At 54.2% G+C, this 17,909-nt stretch carries 17 protein-coding genes; 3 read left to right on the top strand and 14 right to left on the bottom strand.

The genetic code is table 11. The features are described 5' to 3' along the window. Nucleotides 1-100 precede the first annotated feature (100 nt). From hemG to pepQ, 4 genes are read right to left on the bottom strand one after another with little or no spacing between them, the layout of a single operon-like run. Nucleotides 101-646, bottom strand: coding sequence for a menaquinone-dependent protoporphyrinogen IX dehydrogenase (gene hemG, locus OGV82_RS06830; protein WP_047459942.1), 546 nt, complete (start codon nucleotides 644-646; stop codon nucleotides 101-103). Between the two features lie 11 nt (nucleotides 647-657). Then, the gene (gene trkH, locus OGV82_RS06825; RefSeq protein ID WP_012131195.1) at nucleotides 658-2,109 is read right to left on the bottom strand and encodes a Trk system potassium transporter TrkH; all 1,452 of its coding nucleotides are present in this window, start codon (nucleotides 2,107-2,109) and stop codon (nucleotides 658-660) included. Nucleotides 2,110-2,146: 37 nt separating this feature from the next. Further along, nucleotides 2,147-2,761: an IMPACT family protein gene (locus OGV82_RS06820; RefSeq protein ID WP_101744385.1), complete on the bottom strand. Its 615-nt coding sequence runs from the start codon at nucleotides 2,759-2,761 to the stop codon at nucleotides 2,147-2,149. Then, a complete protein-coding gene (gene pepQ, locus OGV82_RS06815; RefSeq protein WP_047459946.1) occupies nucleotides 2,761-4,092 on the bottom strand; it encodes a Xaa-Pro dipeptidase in 1,332 nt (443 codons plus the stop codon). The genes OGV82_RS06820 and pepQ overlap by 1 nt, the downstream gene beginning before the upstream one ends. Before the next feature lie 188 nt (nucleotides 4,093-4,280). Between pepQ and fadB the strand changes: the two genes are divergently transcribed. After that, nucleotides 4,281-6,470 carry a fatty acid oxidation complex subunit alpha FadB gene (gene fadB, locus OGV82_RS06810; RefSeq protein WP_047459949.1) on the top strand — a complete coding sequence of 730 codons (2,190 nt, stop codon included), beginning with the start codon at nucleotides 4,281-4,283 and terminating at the stop codon, nucleotides 6,468-6,470. Between the two features lie 9 nt (nucleotides 6,471-6,479). Next, entirely contained in the window at nucleotides 6,480-7,649 is a 1,170-nt protein-coding gene (gene fadA / locus OGV82_RS06805) for an acetyl-CoA C-acyltransferase FadA (RefSeq protein ID WP_047459952.1), read from the top strand. Between the two features lie 156 nt (nucleotides 7,650-7,805). Here the strand turns inward: fadA and fre are convergent, their stop codons facing one another. Together fre and ubiD are read right to left on the bottom strand one after the other, a co-directional pair. Continuing rightward, nucleotides 7,806-8,507, bottom strand: coding sequence for an NAD(P)H-flavin reductase (fre, locus tag OGV82_RS06800; RefSeq protein WP_012131188.1), 702 nt, complete (start codon nucleotides 8,505-8,507; stop codon nucleotides 7,806-7,808). Nucleotides 8,508-8,548: 41 nt separating this feature from the next. Continuing rightward, nucleotides 8,549-10,033, bottom strand: a complete 1,485-nt coding sequence (gene ubiD, locus OGV82_RS06795) for a 4-hydroxy-3-polyprenylbenzoate decarboxylase (protein ID WP_012131187.1) — start codon at nucleotides 10,031-10,033, stop codon at nucleotides 8,549-8,551. Between the two features lie 243 nt (nucleotides 10,034-10,276). Here ubiD and rfaH point away from each other — a divergent pair, with 243 nt between their 5' ends. Beyond that, nucleotides 10,277-10,765 carry a transcription/translation regulatory transformer protein RfaH gene (gene rfaH, locus OGV82_RS06790; protein ID WP_012131186.1) on the top strand — a complete coding sequence of 163 codons (489 nt, stop codon included), beginning with the start codon at nucleotides 10,277-10,279 and terminating at the stop codon, nucleotides 10,763-10,765. Nucleotides 10,766-10,772: 7 nt separating this feature from the next. Here rfaH and tatD read toward each other — a convergent pair whose 3' ends face one another. The 8 genes from tatD to rmuC form a co-directional block, all read right to left on the bottom strand. Continuing rightward, complete coding sequence (gene tatD, locus OGV82_RS06785; RefSeq protein WP_047459956.1) at nucleotides 10,773-11,555, bottom strand: 3'-5' ssDNA/RNA exonuclease TatD; 783 nt, start codon at nucleotides 11,553-11,555, stop codon at nucleotides 10,773-10,775. 41 nt (nucleotides 11,556-11,596) lie between these two features. Beyond that, on the bottom strand, nucleotides 11,597-12,376 hold the full coding sequence (tatC, locus tag OGV82_RS06780) for a Sec-independent protein translocase subunit TatC (RefSeq protein ID WP_012131184.1): 780 nt from the start codon (nucleotides 12,374-12,376) through the stop codon (nucleotides 11,597-11,599). Nucleotides 12,377-12,378: 2 nt separating this feature from the next. Then, entirely contained in the window at nucleotides 12,379-12,927 is a 549-nt protein-coding gene (gene tatB, locus OGV82_RS06775) for a Sec-independent protein translocase protein TatB (protein WP_012131183.1), read from the bottom strand. Nucleotides 12,928-12,930: 3 nt separating this feature from the next. Further along, nucleotides 12,931-13,197: a Sec-independent protein translocase subunit TatA gene (tatA, locus tag OGV82_RS06770; protein ID WP_012131182.1), complete on the bottom strand. Its 267-nt coding sequence runs from the start codon at nucleotides 13,195-13,197 to the stop codon at nucleotides 12,931-12,933. A gap of 73 nt (nucleotides 13,198-13,270) precedes the next feature. Next, the gene (gene ubiB / locus OGV82_RS06765; protein ID WP_012131181.1) at nucleotides 13,271-14,911 is read right to left on the bottom strand and encodes a ubiquinone biosynthesis regulatory protein kinase UbiB; all 1,641 of its coding nucleotides are present in this window, start codon (nucleotides 14,909-14,911) and stop codon (nucleotides 13,271-13,273) included. After that, nucleotides 14,908-15,513, bottom strand: a complete 606-nt coding sequence (ubiJ, locus tag OGV82_RS06760; protein ID WP_047459960.1) for a ubiquinone biosynthesis protein UbiJ — start codon at nucleotides 15,511-15,513, stop codon at nucleotides 14,908-14,910. Before ubiJ ends, ubiB begins: the two co-directional genes overlap by 4 nt. Nucleotides 15,514-15,526: 13 nt before the next feature. After that, entirely contained in the window at nucleotides 15,527-16,282 is a 756-nt protein-coding gene (gene ubiE, locus OGV82_RS06755; protein ID WP_012131179.1) for a bifunctional demethylmenaquinone methyltransferase/2-methoxy-6-polyprenyl-1,4-benzoquinol methylase UbiE, read from the bottom strand. Nucleotides 16,283-16,376: 94 nt separating this feature from the next. Further along, nucleotides 16,377-17,804, bottom strand: coding sequence for a DNA recombination protein RmuC (gene rmuC / locus OGV82_RS06750; protein ID WP_047459964.1), 1,428 nt, complete (start codon nucleotides 17,802-17,804; stop codon nucleotides 16,377-16,379). Between the last annotated feature and the right edge of the window lie 105 nt (nucleotides 17,805-17,909).

Raw genomic sequence — 17,909 nt, 5'->3', positions numbered from 1 at the left:
TTGTTCCGTGTCAGTGGAGGCGCATTATAGGGAGTTATTCCGGCCTGACAAGGGGAAATTTAAAATTATTTTCCGACTGCGTGTTTTTTATTCTTTACGTTTATTTTGCCAACGATTTGTTGGTTAATTGGGCGATGTCGCGGGCAAAATTCGCCACTTGTTCCCAGTCGGTATAGACCACTTCTTTACTCGTATCCGTTTCACCGCCAGACATCTTCATAATGAGTTTAATCATCAGACGGTCATACCAGCGGTAACGAGGGTAACGAAGCGCGCCTGCAATAACGGCGCAAAGATCGGGTCGCCACTGCGAACTCATCAGAAACTTGCGCGCGTAGCTGTTGGTCTGCGGTGTGCGCTTTTCAGGTTTACGCGCGACCAGGTTAACGGAATAAAACGCACTCGGCATCGCGTTCAGGCGCGTAGCATGCTTCTTCACAAACTCCTGGAAAGCGGCATGGTAATGCCCATAACGAATAGAGGCGCCAATCACCACGCGATCGTAACTTTGCCAGTCCAGCTCTTCAGTACGATGGAGATTAATCACATCCGCCCAGATCCCCAGCTCCTTTAATTCCGAGGCCAGATAAGAAGCTATCTCGCGCGTTTGTCCGTCCCGGGTAGAAAAAAGAATCAATGTTTTCACGTGTTACTCCATTATTCACGCCAGAAGGTAGGGGTAAAAAGTACCAGCAAAGTAAAGACTTCAAGACGACCAAATAACATATTGGCGATCAGAATCCATTTCGCAACAGGGTTCATGCTGGCAAAGTTGTCCGCAACCACACCTAACCCTGGCCCCAGGTTGTTAAGGGTCGCCACAACGGAGGCAAACGCGGAAAAGTCATCCACGCCAGTCGCGATAATGGCCAGCATACTGACAATAAAGACTAAGGCATAAGCAGAAAAGAATCCCCATACCGCTTCGAGGATACGTTCCGGTAGCGCACGGTGCCCCAGTTTTATACTGTAAACCGCATTCGGATGGACCAGACGCTTCAGTTCACGGTTCCCCTGTTTGAACAGCAGCAGAATGCGGATCACCTTCAGCCCGCCGCCCGTTGACCCCGCACAACCGCCGATAAACGCAGAGCATAACAGCAGCACCGGCAGAAAGAGCGGCCAGCGGGCGATGCTGTCGGTGGTAAACCCGGCGGTTGTCGCCATTGATACGACCTGAAAGAACGCCTGGTTGAGCGTGGTCAGCGCCGAGTTATAGATATCGTGGAACCACAGCACCAGCGTACAGATCACCACCAGCGTCAACTGAACGCCAATGAACATGCGAAATTCAGGGTCACGCCAGTAAACTTTCAGGCTGCGCCCGCTTAATAAAGAGAAGTGCAGACCGTAGTTACAGCCAGAGATCAGCAAGAAGATAGCCATGATGCTGTTAATGGTCGGGCTATCGAAATAACCGACGCTGGCATCGTGCGTAGAGAAACCGCCAATGGCGATAGTAGAAAAACTGTGCCCAATGGCGTCAAACGCGGGCATTCCGGCGAACCATAGCGCCAGCGCGCAGGCCACCGTCAGTAACACATAAATCAGCCATAGCGTCTTTGCCGTTTCCGCAATACGCGGGCGCATTTTATTGTCTTTCAGCGGCCCCGGCATTTCTGCGCGGTAGAGCTGCATCCCCCCGACGCCGAGGATAGGGAGAATCGCCACCGCCAGCACAATGATCCCCATCCCGCCAAACCATTGCAGCATCTGGCGGTAAAAGAGAATCGCGTGCGGTAAAGAGTCCAGCCCCACCAGCGTCGTCGCGCCCGTTGTCGTTAAGCCGGAGAATGATTCAAAAAAAGCATCGGTAATAGTGAGGTTCGGGCTTTCAGAGAAGATAAACGGCAACGCCCCCACGCTTCCCAGTACGGTCCAGAACAGCACCACAATGAGAAACCCTTCGCGGGATTTAAGCTCGCCTTTCTCCCGGCGGTTGGGCCACCACAGCAGAGAGCCGATCACCAGTGCGACAAAGAATGTCTGCGTGAATGCCCGCCCCGCCCCATCACGGTAGATCAACGCAACCAGTCCAGGGAGGATCATTGTTCCCGAAAATAAAATGACCAACAGTCCAACGATTCGGGTAATGGCGCGAAAATGCATCTCTGCCGCTTCCTTTGTTCTTCAAAATGAGGTGGGATTATTCTTCAATCGCTAACAATTGCAATGAACCACGGCTAAAATCCGCCAGCCTTGCTGAAAATTCATCCACATTCGCATAAGGAAGCGCCACCCTGAGCCGAACGAATGCCTGATAATCGCTGGTAACGATTTGACCGGCAAACTGCCCTAATAATGCTTCTATTCCGGCCAGTTGGCCGTACTCACACTGCAAAGTATATTCGGTTAACGGCGTCTTGCGCTGCGTCGTTAACTGACGCAACGCCTGATTCACGCCGCCGCCGTAGGCTTTTACCAGCCCACCGGTGCCGAGCAGAATACCGCCATAGTAACGCACCACGACAGCGGTGATCTCGCCAACGCCTCTGCCCATTAGCTGGGCAAGCATCGGTTTGCCCGCCGTTCCCGCCGGTTCGCCATCATCAGAAAATCCCAGCTGTTGTGAATCATCCGGCGCGCCCGCCACCCATGCCACGCAATGATGACGCGCATCTGGATGCGCCGCTCTGACAGCATCAACAAAGGCTTTCGCCGCTTCAACGCCGTCCGTGTGGGCGAGCAGCGTAATGAAGCGGCTTTTTTTGATCTCTTCCTCGACAGTGACCGGCGCCGCAGGGATTAACCAGCTGTCCATCACGCCAGTTTCAAATCCCGCGTCATATTTTCAACACCGTTTTCGTGAATCACCACGTTGTCTTCAATACGAATGCCGCCGAACGGTTTCAGCGCTTCAATTTTCTGCCAGTTGAAGTGCTTGCTGAATTGCCCCTCGCGCCACGGCGCCAACAGCGATTCGATAAAGTAGATCCCCGGCTCAATGGTCAACACCATGCACGGTTGCAGCACGCGGGTGCAGCGCAGATAAGGGTATTTCGACGGCGCGGCCAGATGCGTCCCGGTATCGTCCTGCATAAAGCCTGCAACATCATGAACCTGAAGACCCAGTTGATGACCAATACCGTGCGGCATAAACGGCCCGGTGAGATTGTTCTCGACCATCGCTTCTTCGCTGATATCGGTGACAATCTGATGCTTACGCAGCAATTTCGCGATGCGTTGATGGAACTGAATGTGATAATCCACGTAGCTGACGCCCGCTTTCATGGTCGCAATCAGCGCCAGCTGTTCGTCATTCACATCTTTGATTAACTGAGCGTAATCGGTGTCATTGTTTGCCGCCCAGGTACGCGTCAGGTCTGCGGCGTAACCGTTATATTCCGCCCCGGCATCCAGCAGGAAGCTGCGCATTTCAGACGGCGCGCGATGATCCAGTTTGGTGTAATGAAGAACCGAAGCGTGCTCGTTGAGCGCCACGATATTGCTATAAGGCACATCGGTGTCACGGTGGCCGGTCGCGGTCAGGTAAGCCAGGTTAATGTCGAACTCGCTCATACCGGAACGGAACGCTTCTTCTGCCGCGCGATGGCCGTTCACCGCCGTTTTCTGCGCTTCACGCATACAGGCCAGTTCGTAATCCGTTTTGTACGCACGGTAGTAATGCAGGTAATCGATCACCCCTTTCGGGTTGATGTTGCTGGCGGCGATATCCAGTTGCAGCGCACGCTCCGGCACCGGACCGATGTAACCGATATTACCGCGCGCGGCAGGGAGCTGGCTGCCAATACCGTCGGCTTTCGGCAGGGCAATCACCTCTACCTCTTCGGTCCAGAACGACGTGGGCAGCGGCTCAACGTTGTGCCAGTAATCCACCGGCAGGTAGAACCACAGTTTGGGTTTATTCACGCCATCGACCAGCAACCAGCAATTTGGAACCTGTGTGACCGGTACCCAGGCTTTAAACTGCGGGTTAACTTTAAACGGATAGGGATGGTCGTCGAGGAAGACGTTGATAAGCTCGCCGGAGTGAATAAGTAGCGCATCCAGCTTAAAACGCGCCAGTGCGTCACGCGTCCGTTCTTGTAAGGTAACGATATGATTTTTATAGAGTGCGGCCAGTGATTCCATTTTCTACCCTTCTGTTTTTTTGACCTCGAGTCTCCGCATCTTAGCACATCGCTCCGGGAGAGCGTGATTTCTGCCGAGCGTGATCGCATCGGCATTTTTTTAATCTCTCATTTGCATTTTTTTAACACAAAATACACACTCGCTTCATCTGGTATGACCAGATCACCTTGCGGATTCAGGAGACTGACATGCTTTACAAAGGCGACACCCTGTACCTCGACTGGCTGGAAGATGGCATCGCCGAACTGGTGTTCGATGCCCCAGGATCGGTCAATAAACTCGACACTGCGACCGTCGCCAGCCTCGGCCAGGCGCTGGACGTGCTGGAAAAGCAAACAGATTTAAAAGGGCTGCTGCTGCGCTCTAACAAAGCAGCCTTTATTGTCGGTGCTGATATCACCGAATTCCTTTCGCTGTTCCTTGTTCCTGAAGAACAGTTAAGCCAGTGGCTGCACTTTGCCAATAGCGTCTTTAATCGCCTCGAAGATTTACCGGTGCCAACGCTTTCCGCCATCAACGGCTATGCGCTGGGCGGCGGCTGCGAGTGCGTACTGGCAACCGATTATCGTCTGGTGACGCCGGATCTGCGCATTGGCCTGCCAGAAACGAAGCTGGGCATCATGCCGGGCTTTGGCGGTTCTGTCCGTATGCCGCGTATGCTGGGCGCTGACAGCGCGCTGGAAATTATTGCTGCCGGGAAAGACATCGGCGCTGAGCAGGCGCTGAAAATCGGCCTGGTCGACGGTATCGTGAAACAGGAAAAACTGCTTGATGGCGCAATAGCGGTATTACGTCAGGCGATTGACGGCTCACTGGACTGGAAAGCTAAACGCCAGCCGAAGCTGGAACCGTTGAAGCTCAGTAAAATTGAAGCGGCGATGAGCTTTACCATCGCCAAAGGCATGGTGGCGCAGACGGCCGGGAAGCATTACCCCGCCCCGATGACCGCCGTGAAAACGATCGAAGCCGCCGCACGCTTTGGCCGTGAAGAAGCCCTGAATCTGGAAAATAAAAGCTTTGTCCCGCTGGCGCATACCAATGAAGCCCGCGCGCTGGTCGGTATCTTCCTCAACGATCAGTTCGTGAAAGGTAAAGCGAAGAAGCTGACCAAAGACGTTGAAACACCGAAGCAGGCAGCCGTACTGGGCGCAGGTATTATGGGCGGCGGCATCGCTTACCAGTCAGCCTGGAAAGGCGTGCCGGTGATCATGAAAGATATCAACGACAAATCCCTGACGCTGGGCATGACCGAAGCGGCGAAACTGCTGAATAAGCAGCTGGAACGCGGCAGGATCGACGGCCTGAAACTGGCGGGCGTGATTTCAACGATTCACCCAACGCTGAACTACGCCGGTTTTGATCGCGTTGATGTGGTGGTCGAAGCGGTAGTGGAAAACCCGAAAGTGAAGAAAGCGGTACTGGCGGAGACCGAAGACAACGTCCGCCCGGATACCGTGCTGGCGTCAAATACGTCCACCATTCCAATTAGCGAACTGGCAAGCGCGCTGAAGCGCCCGGAAAACTTCTGCGGCATGCACTTCTTTAACCCGGTACACCGGATGCCGCTGGTTGAAATCATTCGCGGCGAGAAAAGCTCGGATGAAACCATCGCTAAAGTCGTCGCCTGGGCCAGCAAAATGGGCAAAACGCCGATTGTGGTCAACGACTGCCCCGGCTTCTTTGTTAACCGCGTACTGTTCCCGTATTTTGCCGGTTTCAGCCAGCTACTGCGCGACGGCGCCGATTTCCGCAAAGTCGACAAAGTGATGGAGAAACAGTTTGGCTGGCCGATGGGCCCGGCTTATCTGCTGGATGTGGTCGGGATTGATACCGCGCATCATGCGCAGGCAGTCATGGCGGCCGGTTTCCCACAGCGTATGCAGAAAGATTATCGTGATGCCATCGACGCGCTGTTTGACGCCAGCCGCTATGGTCAGAAAAACGGTCTCGGCTTCTGGCGCTATAAAGAAGACAGCAAAGGCAAGCCGAAGAAAGAAGAAGATGCGGCCGTGGACAGCCTGCTGGCAGAGGTCAGCCAGCCGAAGCGCGACTTCAGCAATGAAGAGATTATCGCCCGCATGATGATTCCGATGGTTAACGAAGTGGTGCGCTGTCTGGAAGAAGGCATCATCGCCAGTCCGGCAGAAGCGGATATGGCGCTGGTTTACGGTCTGGGCTTCCCTCCGTTCCACGGCGGCGCGTTCCGCTGGCTGGATACGCTCGGCAGCGCAAAATATCTCGATATGGCGCAGCAGTATCAGCACCTCGGCCCACTCTATGAAGTGCCGGAAGGTCTGCGTAACAAAGCGCGCCATAACGAACCGTACTATCCCCCGGTTGAGCCAGCCCGCCCGGTTGGCGACCTGAAAACGGCTTAAGGAGTCACAATGGAACAGGTTGTCATTGTCGATGCAATTCGCACCCCGATGGGCCGTTCAAAGGGCGGCGCATTTCGTAACGTGCGGGCAGAAGATCTCTCCGCACACTTAATGCGCAGTCTGCTGGCGCGTAATCCCGCGCTGGAAGCAGCCGCTATCGGCGACATTTACTGGGGCTGCGTGCAACAAACGCTGGAGCAGGGTTTTAACATCGCCCGCAACGCCGCGCTACTGGCTGAAATCCCCCACTCCGTTCCGGCGGTCACCGTTAACCGTCTGTGTGGTTCCTCCATGCAGGCGCTGCACGATGCCGCACGGATGATCATGACCGGTGACGCACAGGCGTGCCTGATTGGCGGCGTGGAGCATATGGGCCATGTGCCAATGAGTCATGGCGTCGATTTCCATCCCGGCCTGAGCCGCAACGTAGCCAAAGCCGCCGGGATGATGGGGCTGACGGCAGAAATGCTTTCCCGTATGCACGGCATCAGCCGTGAAATGCAGGATGCGTTTGCCGCACGCTCACACGCCCGCGCCTGGGCAGCCACGCAGTCCGGCGCGTTTAAAAACGAGATCATCCCGACCGGTGGTCATGACGCCGACGGCGTGCTGAAGCAGTTTAACTACGACGAAGTCATCCGCCCGGAGACCACCGTCGAAGCGCTGTCGACTCTGCGCCCCGCGTTTGATCCGGTCAGCGGCACCGTGACCGCAGGCACCTCTTCCGCCCTCTCCGATGGCGCAGCCGCCATGCTGGTAATGAGCGAAAGCCGTGCGCGTGAACTGGGTCTGCAACCACGCGCCCGCATTCGTTCAATGGCGGTTGTCGGTTGCGATCCCTCAATTATGGGTTACGGCCCGGTTCCGGCGTCAAAACTGGCGCTGAAAAAAGCAGGGCTTGCCGCCAGCGATATCGATTTGTTTGAAATGAACGAAGCGTTTGCCGCGCAGATCCTGCCGTGTATAAAAGATCTGGGACTGATGGAGCAGATTGACGAGAAGATCAACCTCAACGGCGGCGCGATCGCACTGGGCCACCCGCTGGGTTGTTCCGGGGCGCGCATCAGCACCACGCTGTTGAATCTGATGGAGCGCAAAGACGCCCAGTTTGGCCTGGCGACGATGTGTATCGGATTAGGTCAGGGTATCGCGACAGTATTTGAGCGAGTTCAATCATAGAGCGTTATTTATTGCAGGCCGGGCAAGCGAAGCGCCCCCGGCGACCATGCCGGATGACGACGCTCAGGCGTCTTATCCGGCCTACAACGCAAATGCCACTCTATAACAATTTAGTTGCCGTTCTTCCCGCCTGTCAGGGGCGGGTTTTTTTATTGCTTAGATAAAGGCAAACGCATCGCCAAACAGGCGATCTTCCCGCGCGTTACGCTCATTGCAGAACAGGTCACGAGCGATTTTCGCCATCTCAAAACGACCGGCAATGTAGATATCATGCCCCGCCAGCGTACCGTGATCCTGCAATACCGCAGTTAATACCGTGCCCGTGCGGCCACGCCAGCCTTCTTCCGGTTGCTCTACCACCGGCTCAACGCGCAGATTCGGGTGCTGAACCGAAAGCGCCTCCAGCTCAGCGAGATCGTAGAGATGTTTCTCTTCACGTCCGCCCCAGTAGATCGTCACGTCGCGATTCGGATTACGCGCAAGCGCCGTCAGCAAAATTGAACGGACATAGGAGAAACCCGTTCCCCCCGCAATCAGAATCAGCGGACGCTCTTCATCATCACGCAGCCAGGCTTCGCCATGCGGAATATCGACGACAATTTCTCTGTCTTTCAGAATGCGATCCATCACCGCCATCGCATACAGATTAAGCTCCGAAGCGCCAATGTGCAGCTCAATGAATCCGTGCTCATCCGGCGTGGAGGCCATAGAGAACGGACGCTTATCCCGCTCATCCATTACGACCATCAGATACTGACCAGCGCGAAAGGAAAACGCCGCGTCTGGCACTAAACGAACGCGATATACGGTATCGGTGATAGCTTCTACCGAGGTCACTTTACAGCTTAAGGTTGTCATGCGCTCCCTCTGTCGGGTCTATAGGGCAAAACGATCGCGCCTCAGGCGCCTTTACCGTCGTTAAAGATGGCCAGCTCATCCCAAATCGCGTCAATACGCGCAGTCACTTCAGGATCTTTCTTGATAGGGCGCCCCCACTCACGTTGGGTTTCGCCCGGCCATTTGTTTGTGGCATCCAGTCCCATTTTTGAACCTAGCCCGGAGATCGGCGAGGCAAAATCCAGATAATCAATGGGGGTGTTTTCTACCAGCACCGTATCCCGCGCCGGGTCCATACGGGTGGTGATCGCCCAAATCACATCATTCCAGTCGCGTGCGTTGACGTCGTCATCGCAGACGATAACAAATTTGGTATACATAAACTGGCGTAAAAATGACCAAACGCCCATCATGACGCGTTTCGCATGACCCGCGTACTGCTTTTTCATCGTTACAACGGCCAGTCGATAAGAACACCCTTCCGGCGGAAGATAGAAATCAACAATTTCCGGGAACTGCTTTTGCAAAATCGGGACGAAGACTTCATTCAACGCCACGCCGAGCACAGCAGGCTCATCAGGCGGTCGGCCGGTATAAGTCGAGTGATAAATGGCGTCTTCACGCTGCGTAATGTGCGTAACGGTGAAAACCGGGAAGTTATCCACTTCATTGTAATAACCGGTGTGGTCGCCATACGGCCCTTCCGCCGCCATTTCGCCCGGTTCAATATAACCTTCCAGGACGATTTCCGCACTTGCAGGTACTTCAAGATCGCTGGAGAGACATTTAACCACTTCCGTCTTTGTGCCACGCAGCAGCCCTGCAAACGCGTATTCCGACAGCGTATCCGGTACGGGGGTCACTGCGCCGAGAATGGTGGCCGGATCGGCGCCCAGCGCCACCGCAATCGGGAAACGCTCGCCAGGATGCGCCGCGCACCACTCCTGGAAATCCAGCGCGCCGCCACGATGCGACAACCAACGCATGATCAACTTGTTTTTGCCGATCAGTTGCTGACGGTAGATCCCCAGATTTTGCCGCTCTTTGTGAGGACCGCGCGTCACGGTCAGCCCCCAGGTAATAAGCGGAGCTGCATCTTCCGGCCAGCAGGTCATGATGGGAATACGCTGTAAATCAACGTCGTCGCCAGAGAACACTTTCTGCTGGCACGGCGCGCCGCGTAGCCGTTTGGTCGGCATGTTCAGCACTTGCTTAAACTGCGGCAGCTTATCAAACAGGTCGCGGAACCCTTTCGGCGGCTCCGGCTCTTTCAGAAACGCCAGCAGCTTGCCGACTTCGCGCAACGCGGTGACATCTTCCTGGCCCATGCCCATTGCGACGCGTCTGGGCGTGCCAAACAGGTTACACAGCACCGGCATCGCATAGCCTTTGGGATTTTCAAACAACAGAGCAGGCCCGCCCGCACGCAGCGTACGGTCAGCAATTTCAGTCATTTCCAGATGAGGATCTACCGCAAGCGTAATGCGTTTGAGTTCACCCTGCTGTTCCAGCAGCGTCAGGAAGTCGCGTAAGTCGTGATATTTCATGGCGTCAGTTGTGGCCTCTTTGTAAGCGCCTCATTATACGGCGTTCATCATCGTGATGCTGTATTTTTGTTAAATTAGCGTGAACTCTGACGGTACAGGGGAACCCAGGGGTTATCTACCCAATGAATTTCAGGTTGCGGCGAGGTAGTCAACAAAGAAGCAGCCTGAAATACAACGGGTATAATTAACTTAGCGCATGGCTTTTGTTATGCTTGCGCCCCGGACAAGCGGATAAGAGTTATTATGCAATCCTGGTATTTACTGTACTGCAAGCGCGGGCAACTTCAGCGTGCCCAGGAACACCTCGAAAGACAGGCGGTAAATTGCCTGACGCCGATGATCACGCTGGAAAAAATGGTGCGCGGCAAACGTACCGCCGTTAGCGAACCGCTCTTTCCTAACTATCTGTTTGTTGAATTCGACCCGGAAGTGATTCATACCACCACGATCAACGCCACGCGCGGCGTCAGCCACTTCGTGCGGTTTGGCGCGCACCCTGCCACCGTTCCGTCCAACGTGATTCATCAACTTTCTGTCTACAAACCGGAAGGCGTTGTTGATCCCGAAACGCCCTACCCGGGGGACAGCGTGATTATCACTGAAGGCGCATTTGAAGGTCTGAAGGCGATTTTTACCGAACCGGATGGCGAAGCGCGCTCCATGCTGCTGCTTAACCTGCTGAATAAAGAGGTGAAGCAGAGCGTGAAAAACACCGCGTTTCGTAAAGTTTAAGCGCGCTTTAGAAGGCAATCCCAAACAGCGTTTTGACATTGGCATCCGTTGTGGCCGCCAGCCATTGCGGGTCTTCCCCACGCCAGTGGGCAACGCGCGCAAGAATGTGCGCCAGATGCGCCGGTTCGTTACGCCGCGAAGCCGGTTTAGGCGTGAGATCGCGCGGCAACAGGTAGGGGGCGTCGGTCTCAATCAACAGTTTTTCCGCAGGGATGAAGGGCAGCAACTCACGCAATTCAAGACCGCGACGTTCATCGCAGACCCAACCCGTGATACCAATATAAAGCCCTCTGTCTATGCACTCCTGCATCTCCTTACGTGTACCGGTAAAGCAATGCAACACCGCGCCCGGGAGTTTATCCAGCCACGGCTCAAGCAGCGCCAGAAAACGCGCATGCGCATCCCGACAGTGCATAAAAACGGGCATCTGCAACTCAGCGGCAATGCGCAACTGCGCCTGGAAGGCGCGTTCCTGTTCTTGCGGCGTGGAAAAATTACGATTGAAGTCCAGACCACATTCGCCAATCGCCACCACGTCCGGCTGTCTTGCCAGAGCGACGATCGCGTCTTCAGTTTCTGATTGCCACTGACTGCTGTCATGCGGATGTACGCCAGCCGTCGACCAGCAGCAGGCATAACGCTGCGCCAGTTTTTGCGCCTGCTGGCTTTCGTGCAGATTGGTTCCGGTCAGAAGCATACCTGACACCCCGGCCGCCAGCGCGCGCGTCACCACGTCATCGCGATCTTTCGCAAATTGCGAACTGGTTAAATTAACGCCGATATCAAACATGCTTCCTCCCATATAACAACCGCCCTGACGGGCGGTTGCGTTTATTCTTCAGTTTTCCCGGCCTGCTCAGTCTCGGCCTCGTCATCTTCTTCTCGTGGACGTCGTTTACCGACATAGAAGCGAGAGAAGAACACGCCAACCTCAAACAGGCAGTACATCGGTATCGCCAGCAATGTTTGTGAGAAGACATCTGGCGGCGTCAGCAACATCCCCACGACAAACGCGCCAACCACGACGTAAGGGCGCTTCTTACGCAAGTCCTCAGGGGTAGTTACCCCCATCCAGCAGAGCAGGACAATCGCGACGGGCACCTCGAAAGAGACGCCGAATGCCATAAATAACGCCATCACAAAGCTGAGGTAACTGGCGATATCGGTAGAAACCTGTACGCCCTGCGGCGCGGTATTGGCAAGGAAACCAAACGCGAGCGGGAAGACCACAAAGTAGGCGAACGCCATGCCGATATAGAACAGCAGCGAGCTGGACACCAGCAGCGGCACGACAAGACGACGTTCATGCTTATACAGCGCAGGGGCAATAAACGCCCACACCTGGTACAAAATCACGGGCGCAGACAGGATCAGCGACACCATGAAAGTCAGTTTGATAGGGGTGAAAAACGGCGAGGCCACGTCGGTGGCGATCATCGTCGCACCCTGCGGCATCTGTTCGATCAGCGGCGCGGCAACCATGTGATAAATGTCATTGGCGAAATAGACCAACGCCAGAAAAATCACAATAACCGCAATAATGCAGTTCAACAGACGCTTACGCAGTTCAATCAGATGCGTAATAAGAGGTTGGGTATCATCTACAGCCATGTTTACGATTTATCACTCGACGAGGGGGAGGATTCGACAACAGTCGCGGCGGATTTCTTTTCTGCGTCCATCTCGTTTACGGAAGCGGCTTCCGTCTGTTCAGGCTGCCCGGCATCAGCCGTTTCCGGTGTTTGCTCAGGAGAATTGGCCTGGGTTTCAGCGGCGGCAGGTGTAACCCCTTCATGCTGCGCTTCGTTATCCTTCACCACCGGATTATGGATGGTATGCGCTTCATCGCTCGCTTTTTCAGGATCGTTGGCGCTGTAGGAACGCTTCATCGACTCCGCGGCCTGACGAAGTTCATCCATCGAGGCTTTCAGTTCTGGAGTCAGGTTCTGGAGGCTTGCTTTTTCGACCTTCTTCAGACTGTCCTGAAACTCCTGGAGCTTCAGCTCCTGGGTCAGTTCATTCTGAACCGTGGTCGCAAGGGATCGCAACGCGCGTACCCAGCCCGCTACCGTTTTTACCGCTACCGGCAATCGTTGAGGCCCCAGAACGATGAGGCCGATCACGAATACCAACAGCAGTTCGCTAAAACCGATGTCAAACACGAATTATACCTGCTCTTTATCGTGACTTTTGGCGTCTTCTTTCTTCGCTTCGCCTTGCGCTTCACCTTGCTTATCAGCGATAGATTTAGCGGTAAAATCAGCGTCCTGACTGGTTTTATCCTGCTTCGCATCATCATCGCTCATCGCTTTTTTGAAGCCTTTAATGGACGCGCCAAGATCGGAACCGATGGAGCCGAGCTTTTTGGTGCCAAATAGCAGTACAACGATGACGGCAATGATCAACAACTGCCAAATACTGATACCACCCATACGAGTTCCTCTGTGATAGATGATGAATTATTAAGGTCGCATTATACACGACTTGCCTTGAGCGATGAAAAAATCAGCGAGTTTTACGCCAGCCAATCAGCCAGGCGACTAGGCCTCCAGCCATTAACCAGCAAGGCATCAGCCCCCATTCCGGGCGGCTGACAAGCAGGAATGTCCCACTTAACAACAACGTCGCGCCAATGCCCAGTAAATAGCGGGATTGTCCCTGACGCACATGATTCTCCTGAAGCTCGCGCGCAATCTTATCAACACTGTGCTGTAAATATTTGCCCTGGCGCAAACTGTCATACACCAGTTCAGGTATTTCTGGCATTTTTTCGACCCAGAACGGCGCTTTTTCCTTAAGTGCTCTGGTGAGCGCAGGAATGCCAACCTGATCTTTAATCCAGGATTCAAGAAACGGCTTCGCCGTTTTCCACAGATCCAACTGTGGATAGAGCTGGCGTCCAACCCCTTCAACATACAGCAATGTCTTTTGTAACAATACCAGCTGTGGCTGGACTTCCATGTTAAATCGACGCGCCGTATTGAAAAGGTTTAATAAAACGTGACCAAACGAGATTTCCGCCAGCGGTTTTTCGAAAATAGGCTCGCACACGGTGCGGATAGCGAACTCAAACTCTTCAACATTGGTATCCGGTGGCACCCACCCTGAATCCACATGCAGTTCCGCTACTTTGCGGTAGTCACGGTTAAAGAACGCGATGAAATTCTCCGCCAGATAGCGTTTATCCTCTTTGTTCAGCGACCCCACAATGCCGCAATCAATCCCAATGTATTTCGGATTTTCAGGATGCTCATAGCTGACGAAGATATTGCCAGGGTGCATATCCGCATGGAAAAAACTGTCGCGGAACACCTGGGTAAAGAAGACCTGTACGCCACGCTCAGCCAGCAGCTTCATGTTGGTGCCGTTCTTTTCCAGCGTCGCCACATCCGAAACGGGAATGCCGTAAATCCGCTCCATGACCATCATGTCCTGACTACAGTAGTCGGAATAGACTTCGGGAACATACAGCATGGGGCTGTTTTCGAAATTACGCCGTAGCTGGATGGCGTTTGCCGATTCACGCAGCAAATTCAGCTCATCGATCAGCGTTTTTTCATACTCGCGAACGACTTCGGTCGGGCGAAGGCGTCGTCCATCCGGCAGCAGGCGCGGCACCCAACGGGCAAGACGGTAGATCAGTTTTAAATCGGCTTTAATAACCGGCAGAATATCCGGGCGGATAACCTTAATCACCACCTCTTTACCGTTCGACTTCAGCCGCGCGGTATGTACCTGGGCAATCGACGCAGAGGCTAATGGCTGGATGTCAAAGTCATCAAACCACTCTTCAACAGGCAGGCCGCCCATTGCTTCTTCAATTTGTGCTTTCGCCAGCGCGCCATCAAAAGGGGCGACTTTATCCTGCAATAGCGCAAGCTGATCGGCAATCTGAGGCGGAAAAAGGTCACGACGGGTGGAAAGCATTTGACCAAATTTGATCCACACCGGCCCCAGCTCCTGCAAAGCCAGCCTTAATCGTTCACCCAGCGGTTTGTCTTTATGCCGGTTCGGCATCCAGAATAATGAGTAACGCCATAACCGAAGCGGCAGCGTGATACGCATTTTGGGGATCAGCTCATCAAGGCCGTAACTTAAAAAGGTGCGAATGATGAAATAAAGGCGCCGTACTTCACCTGGCGTCATTTGGCCTCCAGTTTTTCCAGCCGTTTAGTCAGCGCGTCTACTGCACGCTCAACGGCTGCCGTTTCTTCTGCAAACCATGCCACTTCCAGCGGCCCAGGCGCCATACGCCACTCTTCAGTTATCGCCTCAGCGATATAACGCTGCTGACGCTGAATGTTATGACGTAAAAACTTAGCGCCGCCACGCAGGACTTTGCTGATCCCTTCCGCCGCGATATCGCCGGTATAAGGCGCCAAAAGCTCTGCGGGATCGAATTCCGCCAGATCGGCCAGCGCCACAAAATTCTGTACCACCTGAATATCGCCCTGAACCTCCAGCTCGCCGCTGCGAATAAGCGCGGTAAGCCGCTGGCGATCGCGCAATTCAGGCAACACGCTGGCATGCGTGATGACCGTGCAATCAGCCTCGCCTTCCCATGCCCCCAGCACATCGACCTGGCGTTCACTGAACACCAATACGAGCGGCGTCGAAAATCCTTTGAGCTCCACACGCAGCACCTTGTCCTGCAAACGCGCTCTGGCGGATTTCAGCGCCGGTGAACGGTACAGAAAGGTATTGAGCAGATTTTCGATTCCTGCGGTCACGAAGGGTGTAAAAGGCATCCCCGGTCTCCTGTCAGAACTTATAGCCACGATGCAGCGCAACAACGCCCGCCGTCAGGTTGTAGTAATCGACGCTTTCAAACCCGGCGTCCTGCATCATCGCTTTTAAGGTGTCCTGATCCGGATGCATACGGATAGATTCCGCCAGATAGCGGTAACTGTCCGCATCATTCGCCACGACTGAGCCAATACGCGGCAAAATGTGGAATGAATATGCGTCATACGCTTTGCTCAGCGGCTCGATAATTGGTTTAGAAAACTCAAGTACCAGCAAACGCCCGCCCGGTTTCAGTACACGGTACATGGAACGCAGCGCTTTCTCTTTTTCCGTCACATTACGCAGACCAAACGAAATGGTGATGCAATCGAATGTGTTATCCGGGAAAGGTAGCGCTTCGGCGTTGGCCTGCACGTACTTAACATTGCCAATCACGCCAATGTTACGCAGCTTCTCGCGGCCCATTTTGAGCATCGAGTCATTGATATCCGCCAGGATAACGTTGCCGGTTTCGCCAACCAGACGCGAGAATTTGGCTGTCAGGTCGCCTGTACCGCCCGCCAGGTCAAGAACGGTCTGACCACGACGTACGCCGCTACAGTCGATGGTGAAGCGCTTCCACAAGCGGTGAATGCCAAATGACATCAAGTCATTCATGACATCGTACTTTGACGCCACAGAATGAAAAACGTGGGCCACCATGTCAGCTTTCTGCTCTTTAGCGACGGTCTGAAAGCCAAAGTGCGTCGTTTCTTGTGAATCTTCCACCATCTCAGTGCCTGCTCATCAATAAAATGTTCGAGAAGTGTAACAGATTGGGCCAATTTGCCCTACCCTTCAACCGGGCTCCGCTACCCCGAAGGAACTAGTGCGATTGCTGATTTACCCGCTCATCATCAGCACAAGGCGTATCCTGTTGATCTTCAGGAACCGCGCGTAAACGATACTCTTCATCCTGCGAGGTCGCACGTTCAACCAGATCCGGATTTATCTCGCGTTTGATTTCCACCCCCAGCTCACGAAAAGCCTCCGCCTGCGCCAGCACATTTCCACGCCCTGAGGAGAGTTTTTTCATGGCTTGCCGGTAGTTGTCCTGCGCTTTGTCCAGACTCTGGCCGATGGATGACATGTCATCGATAAATAAGCGCATCTTGTCGTAGAGTTTGCTGGCCCTGTCTGCGATGCGCTGCGCGTTACGGCTTTGATGCTCATAGCGCCATAAGTTGGCAATCGTACGCAACGCCACCAGCAACGTCGTCGGGCTGACCAGCATAATATTATTTTTAAGCGCTTCGGTAATCAGTTCGGGCTGTCTGTCCAGCGCCAGTAAAAACGCAGGCTCGACAGGAATGAACATCAGCACATAGTCGAGCGTGCGTAACCCCGGCAACTGCTGGTAATCCTTGCGCCCCAGCAAGCGAATATGGTTACGTACTGACGCGATGTGCTCCTGCAACGCGCTTTCGCGCGTGTACTCATCTTCAGCGTTAAAATAGCGCTCATAGGCAACCAGCGTCATTTTGGCGTCGATGACGACATCCTTCCCTTGCGGCAGACGCACAATAACATCCGGCTGCATACGCGAGCGGGCGTCATTTTCAATACTCACCTGGGTTTCATACTCATAACCTTCACGCAGACCCGAGGCTTCAAGTACGCGCGTCAGCACCACTTCTCCCCAGTTACCCTGGGTTTTATTATCGCCTTTCAACGCGCGCGTCAGGTTCACCGCTTCCTGCGTCATTTGCGCATTCAGCTGTTGTAGATTGCGGATCTCATGCGCCAGGGTGTGGCGTTCACGCGCCTCCTGACCAAAGCTGTCCTGCACCTGGCGACGGAAGCCATCCAGCTGTTCGCGCAGCGGCGTTAACAGGCTATTCAGACTCTGGCGGTTTTGCTCATCAACCCGGCGGTTGCTCTGCTCGAAGATGCGGTTGGCAAGGTTCTCAAACTGTTCGCTTAAGCGCTGTTCGCTGTTGATCATCTGGCGGATTTTATCTTCCGCATGCAGCTGAGTGGCCTCCAGCCGCGTGGTGACTTCACGCAGGTCCGCTTCCAGCGAGGTGTTGATGTCCCGCAGATTGCGCAGTTCGTTATTGAGCAGTTCACACTCCTCGCGCCAGTGTTCGCTTAGTGCAACCTGCTGTCTTGCAGCGCTGAGCGACGCCACAATCTCTTCACGTTCCGCCAGCTGTTCGGCCTTATGCTGCGCCTGTTGATAACTGGCGATCAGCCAGCCTACCCCCACACCTGCCAGCGCCAACACGGCATACAAAATGATTGTGATATCCACCACGCCCCCTGCATCAAGGAATTACCCGCACAAAATAGAATTGTGCTGTATAAACGTCCAGTTTGAAAGGGTTTTCCTGCGAGGCGCTACGCAAAAAGAAAAGGC

It is taken from the genome of Citrobacter sp. CK191 (assembly GCF_030333435.1).
GTDB classification, from domain to species: Bacteria; Pseudomonadota; Gammaproteobacteria; order Enterobacterales; family Enterobacteriaceae; genus Citrobacter_B; species Citrobacter_B koseri.
Note: the sequence above shows the minus strand (reverse complement) of the source record. Positions and strands in the feature narration are given on the sequence as shown.